The organism is Okeania sp. SIO2F4 (genome assembly GCF_010672385.1).
Classification (GTDB): Bacteria; Cyanobacteriota; Cyanobacteriia; order Cyanobacteriales; family Microcoleaceae; genus Trichodesmium.
Map to the genome: position 1 here is coordinate 1 of NZ_JAAHGT010000443.1, position 7652 is coordinate 7652.

Annotated in this window: 5 protein-coding genes and 2 pseudogenes; 4 read left to right on the forward strand and 3 right to left on the reverse strand. The window is 39.6% G+C overall.

The window, feature by feature from the left end:
- Both F6K22_RS24155 and F6K22_RS24160 read right to left on the reverse strand, forming a co-directional pair.
- Positions 1-1866, reverse strand: a 1866-nt coding sequence (locus F6K22_RS24155; RefSeq protein WP_293103782.1) for a calcium-binding protein, incomplete at its 3' end; no start/stop codon positions are given.
- A gap of 541 nt (positions 1867-2407) precedes the next feature.
- Positions 2408-2590: a hypothetical protein gene (locus F6K22_RS24160; RefSeq protein WP_293103785.1), complete on the reverse strand. Its 183-nt coding sequence runs from the start codon at positions 2588-2590 to the stop codon at positions 2408-2410.
- 386 nt (positions 2591-2976) lie between these two features.
- Between F6K22_RS24160 and cysE the strand changes: the two are divergent.
- From cysE to F6K22_RS24175, 4 genes and pseudogenes are all read left to right on the forward strand, one after another.
- Positions 2977-3501: pseudogene (gene cysE, locus F6K22_RS24165) on the forward strand (serine O-acetyltransferase); the annotation flags it as partial.
- A gap of 170 nt (positions 3502-3671) precedes the next feature.
- Entirely contained in the window at positions 3672-4250 is a 579-nt protein-coding gene (locus F6K22_RS24170) for a hypothetical protein (protein WP_293103788.1), read from the forward strand.
- Between the two features lie 227 nt (positions 4251-4477).
- A complete protein-coding gene (locus F6K22_RS42425; protein ID WP_363274299.1) occupies positions 4478-4558 on the forward strand; it encodes an acyl carrier protein in 81 nt (26 codons plus the stop codon).
- Between the two features lie 541 nt (positions 4559-5099).
- A complete protein-coding gene (locus tag F6K22_RS24175) occupies positions 5100-6299 on the forward strand; it encodes an MFS transporter (RefSeq protein WP_293103791.1) in 1200 nt (399 codons plus the stop codon).
- Positions 6300-6582: 283 nt separating this feature from the next.
- On the opposite strand, the pseudogene F6K22_RS42430 reads toward F6K22_RS24175, so the two are convergent.
- Positions 6583-7652, reverse strand: a pseudogene (locus F6K22_RS42430) (hypothetical protein); the annotation flags it as partial.

The window sequence follows — 7652 nt, forward strand, 5'->3', positions numbered from 1 at the left end:
TGGTTGTGTGGGAGTTGGTGGTTCTGTAGGTGCTGGTGGTTCTGTAGGTGCTGGTGGTTGTGTGGGAGTTGGTGGTTCTGTAGGTGCTGGTGGTTCTGTGGGAGTTGGTGGTTCTGTGGGAGTTGGTGGCTCTGTTGGCTCTGGAACTTCACCTAAGATAAAATCTTCTGCTGTTAGTTGCTCTTTAGTCACTCCTCGAATAATTAAATTAGTCGTATCATCCTCGGAGGTAGTGCTGAGAACTGCATCCCCATTAGCATTGTTATTAGTAAGTCCCAGTAATACCTGAAAATCACTGATACCCGCACCGCTAACATCAATCTGATCGACTCCTTGTTCAAAATCACCTATGGTATTGGTAAAAGTATTAGCACCTAATGCAGTCTCTGTTTCATAGAAAAAGACATCTGCTCCTGCACCACCAACTAAACTATCATTTCCTACACCGCCAAATAAACTGTCATTGCCATCAAATCCTTGAATGGCATCATTTCCCAGACCGCCAAATAATTGGTCGCTGCGACTTGTCCCTTCAACCGCATCATTAGAGTTACTCTCATCAAAGAGAAAATCTTGTGCAGTTAGTTGTTCTTTTGTCACTCCTTCAATAATTAAATTAGTCCTATCACCCGCTAAGACACTGCTGATAACCGCAGCATCCCCAGTATCATTATTACTAATAACTTCCAGCAGAGTCTGAAAATCATTAATACCAAGGGCGCGAACATTAATCTGGTCAACTCCTTGTTCAAAATCAACTATGGTATTAGTAATAGTACTACTCGTACTAAACACATCGCTGAATCTTCGATAGACAAAAATATCTGCTCCTGCACCACCATTTAATAAATCGTTACCAAATCCACCAGTTAAACTATCATTTCCAGCACCGCCAAATAAACTGTCATTGCCATCGAAACCTTGAATTGAATCATTTCCCCCACCACCAAACAATTGGTCGTTGCGAGATCCCCCAGTAATCTCATCATTAGAGTTACTCTCATCAAAGAGAAAATCTTGTGCAGTTAGTTGTTCTCTTGTCACTCCTTGAATAACTAAATTTGTTGTATCACTCCCTAAGACACTACTTATAACCGCATCCCCAGCAGTATTATTACTAATAACTTCCAGCAGAGACTGAAAATCACTAATAGCAAGGGCGCGAACATTAATCTGGTCAACTCCTTGTTCAAAATCAACTATGGTATGAGTACGAGTAGTACTAGAGCTAAACACATCACTCAATCTTTCATAAACAAAAACATCTGCTCCTGCACCACCATTTAAGTTATCGTTACCAAATCCACCAGTTAAACTATCATTTCCTGCACCCCCGAATAATTCATCATTGCCATCGAATCCTTGAATTGAATCATTTCCCGTACCGCCAAATAATTGGTCGGCACCACTTGTCCCATCGACCTCATCATCACTGCCACTATCATCAAAAATAAAATCTTGTGCCGTTAGTTGTGATGTACTAATTCCTTGAATAACTAAATTAGTCGTCTCACCGTTTAAGACAGTGCCGATCACCGCATCTCCAGCAGTATTGTTACTAATAACTCCCAGTAAAGTCTGAAAATCACTAATACCAAGAGAGCGAACATTAATCCGGTCTACTCCTTGTTCAAAATCAACTATGGTATTAGTAGCTACAGTAGCAGAAAAAGGCACAGACTCTCTTTCATAGACAATAGTATCTGCTCCTGCACCACCATTGAAGATATCGTCACCAATTCCACCAACTAAACTATCATTTCCTGCACCGCCGAATAAACTGTCATTGCCACCGAAACCTTGAATAGAGTCATTTTCTACTCCACCAATCAAGGATTCGCTGTCATTAGTTCCGTTAATTTCCATGTTCGCTCATTTTCTCCATTTATACTTATTAGGTATGAAAAATTAAATAAACTCCAAAAATTTATCAAAATATTGATTTTATAGTCAATAAAAATTTTTAAGCCCTCAAAATTTCATACCATGAAATTGCATAAATGCAATTTCATGGTATCATAAGTTCTAAATAATTAGTATAGAATTTATTAATTTTTAGAATAAATTATTTTTATTTTTGTTGTAGAGGTCAACTGCCGTTCGCTGATGCCAAGCTGCACTAAAGCGCCTACTGACGTGAGAATTATATCACTCCTAAGCCAGCTCATTTGATCTCAGCAGCAAAGGCTAAAGCTGCTTGAATGTCTTCGCTATAGAAAGTTGCATTTTATTATAGCACAAGCGATCGATTGCCAGCAAATTAATTAGACCTCTGGTGGAAAAGAGGGAGTAGGGGCATCTATGCGAATCGCCCGTACTGCTGCTGTATACGTACTACGGTACGGTACTGGCAATGTGGTTGTTTCGAGCAATGTGGAAATCGTGGTTTTAACCCGATAGAAAGGTCCTAGTCACGAATCGACGCGACTTTAGTCCGTGGAGTGTCAATTATATTGGTATAGATTCCTGTTTGGTCGTCAGCACCCCTAGCAATAAAAACAACTTGTCCATTATCATTGATGGCAGGCCAAAATAACTCGTCAAGATTAGTAAATGAGTCAATACCGAAGCTAAAACAATATATAGACATCTCCAGAAAAGAGGGAACACTTAACTGGGAACAGGGAACAGGGGGAAAGAATTATCAATTCTTTCCCCCTACTTTGTAGGGACGTTGCATAAGGGCGTCCCTACTAATCCCTCCGACCTCTTTTCCACCAGAGGTCTAATAAGTATTCAACCAGATTTGATACCAGATGGGTGAACTAGACAGTCAAAACCACAACCGTTATAACACAACCTAATTTTTGCATAAGCTCTTGTATCTCAGAAATACCAACTTGCAGAACAGATAAATAACAGTAAAAAGGAGACAGTAAAATGTCTTTAATTGGGGAACTAATCCCTAATGACACCAGAAGTAAGAAGAATTTGGTAGGTTCAGAACCTGATAGTTCTTTCTTCTTGGCACGTCAGATGAAGTTGGTTGAATCTCTAAAGTCGATCTTAGCTGACTTCCAGATTATTTTTGAACGTGACCCGGCAGCGAAAAACTGGTTTGAGGTATTGTTATGTTACCCAGGATTTCATGCCTTGATGTGTTATCGGATAGCTCACTGTCTCTATAATTTAAGAATTCCATTGATTCCTCGCTTAATTTGCCATTGGGGTCGTTTCTTAACTGGGGTTGAAATTCACCCTGCTGCTCAAATTGGTAAGGGTGCCTTTATTGACCATGGTATGGGTGTAGTCATCGGTGAAACAGCCCAAGTGGGAGAGTATGTTCTACTTTATCAAGGTGTTACTCTTGGTGGAACCGGTAAAGAGAAGGGGAAACGCCACCCCACCCTGGGGAAAAATGTTATTGTCGGAGCAGGAGCAAAGGTTTTAGGTAATATCAAAATCGACAACAATGTGTGTATTGGTGCTAATGCAGTTATTATACGAGATGTTTCTGTTAATTGCACAGTTGTCGGGGTTCCTGGTCGAGTTGTTAACCGCTAGATAGAACTGCCTAATACCTAAGAATATAAACTTATCAAAAATGAGCGTCGTGAGCATAGTTACTCAGAGGTTTCTTTGCTTGAAAGATTCATTTTGTCTTTTTTCATTCCAGAAAGCTAGATTCATCAAATCACTTAAATCAACAAATGTTTAGAGAAAGTAAAATAATGACTAACAAAATCTTCAGAAAATGCACAGTAGCCATCGCTAGTACAACTTTATTGGCTATAGTTTCTCAGACTCCTGTTCATGCTGCCTCTTTCAACTTCAATTTCCCTCTGATTGATAATTTGGACAATATTCTTGGATCTGGTTCGGTAAGTTTTGAGGCTGAACCAGACAATTCTGTGGATGTGGAAAAGTTTGCCGTGAATGAGTTTGATGTGAATCTTACTTTGACAGATTCCTTGGAAACATTTTCTTTTACTAAAACAGGGCTAACAAATGCTGTTTTTTTCAATGGAGAATTCTCAGGAATAGAGTATCAAGGTCAATCTCAAGAAAGTGAGAATTATGTACTTCTGATTGATGGTGGAGATGAGGCAGTGAAGTCTGGAGAACCTGGAGCTTGGTCTTTGTGGAGTCGCAACTTAGACACAGGAGGTTTCGAGAAATTTACAGAAGGAGACAACGTTAGCTACAAATCAGTACGAGAACCAAACTCATTAGTAGGACTTGGGATTTTCGGTCTGAGTTTGCTTGTGACTCAGAAAAAAAATAAATTTCAATCAAACATTAAGTTCTAGATTGGTTCCTTGCTATAAGTATTTCCTAGGTGATGCTCCGAAAAAGCATAGCTTATAGCGCTACGCGCAAGTTAAAAGTAATCTCTAAGTGAGTTGTCGTTGCCGAAATCCTCCACAAACGGGATTTACCAATTTCCGCGCCCTAAATGCGTAGTGCTATAATTGAAAAAGGAACTCTAGATAGTTAAGACATAGATTACCAATGAATAATGGATAATTGATAATTAATCAATTCGGTTGTTGCCATGGGTCTGATGGCTCAAATTCAGCAGAAGTTTGGTAAAACCATACCCTTAGAAGCTGTTTGAGAAGTGCTGCATGGAACCAATGAATCCTAAAAAGCTAACCCCCCTGCCCCCCTTCCCTACAAGGGAATGGGGGTTTCAAAGCCTCTCTCAAAAGCAGGAGAGAGGTTTGGAGAGATGTTTTTATGAGTTGACAAGTAGTCATTGCGACGATAAGAAGCAATCTCAAGGGTTTAGGAGATTGCTTCCTTCCACTCCGTTCCAGTCGCTTCGGACTTGGGTATAGTAATTATCAAAAACTCCCAAACCATCCGATGCTGAAAGGAAAGTTCCTCTGTTTGCGGAGCATACTCCAGGAAAAGAGGCAGTTGTCGAGGATTTAACCCAAGCTTAATAAAAAGGAGAACCAAAAGAACTTTTAAGAATTTAGTTTCCAAACTATGGCAAAATATCAAAACTATAACGTTATAGTTTAAAAGAAAATATATGTAGCCAAACTTTTAAGATTTGGTATGACTTTTAACTTTTAACTTTTGATTTCCATAAAACGGTATTATCTATCTCAAAATATTAAAATACGAAATCTAGCTACCTACATATTCCTATGAATCGAGCAAAGAAGAACGTTCTGTTACTTGTGTTATGTCAGGCACTAGCAATGACTGGAATTACAATCCTAGGTACTATTGCAGGATTAATTGGTCAATCCCTAGCTGCAGACAAATCTTTAGCAACCCTTCCCCTAGCACTGTTAATGCTAGGAACTATGAGTACAACAATTCCCGCTTCGCTGTTAATGAAGCAGTGGGGACGACAGTTTGGCTTTATAGTTGGAGTGTTGATTGGCATGGTAGGATCTGCTTTGGGAGTCTATGCTATTTTTTCTACAAGTTTTTCACTCTTTTGTCTAGCTATCCTTCTGTTTGGTGTCTTCAATGGATTTGCTGGGTTCTATCGTTTTGCTGCTATTGATGCAGCAACTGATGGATTTCGTCATCAGGCTGTTTCTTTGGTTGTAGGGGGTGGGGTAATTGCTGCATTCTTAGGACCAGGATTAGCAACTTGGTCAAAGGACTGGTTTACTTCGGTTACATTTGCTGGTTCTTTAGTCTCGATTATTGGGTTGCAGTTAATAGCAGCATTCTTGCTGCTTTGGATAGATATTCCCCTCTCATCTAAAGCCGAACGTCAAGAAACTGGCCGACCATTAACAGCGATCGTGCAACAGCCAGTATTTATTATAGCTGTGTTGAATAGTGTATGCGGTTACGGAGTAATGATCCTAGTGATGAGTGCGACACCATTAGCAATGGTTGCTTACTCTCACTCATTTGAAGCTGCCGCTTCTGTGATACAGTGGCACGTTTTAGGTATGTTTGCACCTTCCTTTGTGACTGGATTTATGATTGCCAAGTTTGGGAGGATAAATATCATACTTTGGGGTGTAATGTTGAATTTGCTGTGCATAGTTATTAATTTACAGGGAAATAGTATTACAAATTTTACAGTAGCTTTGCTGATGCTTGGAATTGGATGGAACTTTATGTTTGTTGGTTCGACAACTTTTTTGACTGAAGCTTATACCCCCGCCGAAAAGGCTAAAACACAAGCTATACAAGACTTTATTATGTTTGGTTTTGTGACACTTGCTACTTTTTCATCAGGACGGTTGCTACACAGCTTTAGTTGGCAAGCAGTGAATTATGTAGCTTTTCCTCCACTTATGGTAACTTTAGCTGTAACTCTCTGGTTACGGAAGCGATATTTTTCTTCTGCTTATAGCAAGTCATATCAAATCCGGTAGCATGGGTGTTATACCAGTTTGATAAGTGGCTACAAATATCTAGGGTGTTTATTAGGAGTAATTCCTCAGGAGTCAGGAGTCAGAATGAATAGGTTTGATACATTTTTTTTGTGTCGTAACTTATCTTTTTCGTCAAGTACAAATTTCCGATCAAATCTTTTAATAGTGCTTATTATTCGTAATATTCTTTTTTCATGCATGATGTTATATCAAGTAACATTAATTAACCGCAATGTAGGGACGTTGCATGCAACGTCCCTGCCAGGTTGTGTATACATAAGTTCTAACTTCTAAGAACAAAATCTTCTGCTTCTAACAATGGAATATTTGTCAAAGTGGCAAATTGACCTCCATCGCCAAAACCAGTTTGATTAACATTGGGGTTATAGAACAAATTACCATTTTCACTATTATAAACAATGACTGCTTCAGAAGTTCCAGCTTCTTGGTCATTAGTCACAGTATCAAATTCATTGTTGATGCTGAAACCTGTTCCCGACTCGCTGTCGATCGCCGTGAAAGTTGTTAGGTCTAAGAGAATAATATCTCCCTGTGTTTGGGAAAAATCGGTAATTGCATCTATACCTACATCCTCTGTCTGAAATTCCTGATTAGTGTTAAAGATAAAGCGGTCAATACTACCACCTCCTGTGAGTTGGTCGTTACCTGCTCCACCGTTAAGTCTGTCGCGACCAATACCTCCTTCTAGAGTATCCTCACCTTCACCTCCTAACAAGATATCGTTACCGGAGCGACCGAGCAACAAGTCATTACCAGATTTACCAAATAATTTATCCCGATCGGGACCCCCATTAACAGTATCATCATCCCTACCACCATTGAGAGTGTCTCGACCAACGCCACCAATTAATGTATCGTCGCCACCGTTACCAGTGAGGCGATCGCTACCTCTTCTACCAAAAAGTTCATCGTCACCTTCTCCACTCTGAAAATTGTCATTGTCATTAGTACCTTCTATCGTTTCATTTTCAGGAAACTGTATCCGATAAATTCGATTGTTTCCTTGGTCGGTAAACAACAAACTACCATCTGGTAATACTTGTAAACCAACGGGATTAGCCCAAGTAGTTTCAGGTTGTGCGGAAACGTCTAAGAAACCTGTTAAAAAATCTTGATATACTCCTGTTGCATTTCCATTTTCATCAAAGGGTACAAATACTATTTTAGAACCTGTAGGTTCCTGGCGACCGAAACCACCTCGAAATGCCACAAATGCTCCATTGTGATATTCTTCTGGGAAAGTTTCAGCATCATAAAATTGGAGTCCTAGAGGTACTGAATGCGCTTGAAATAAGACGTCAGGAGTTTGAGTTTCTGCTACAAAATCTGGAG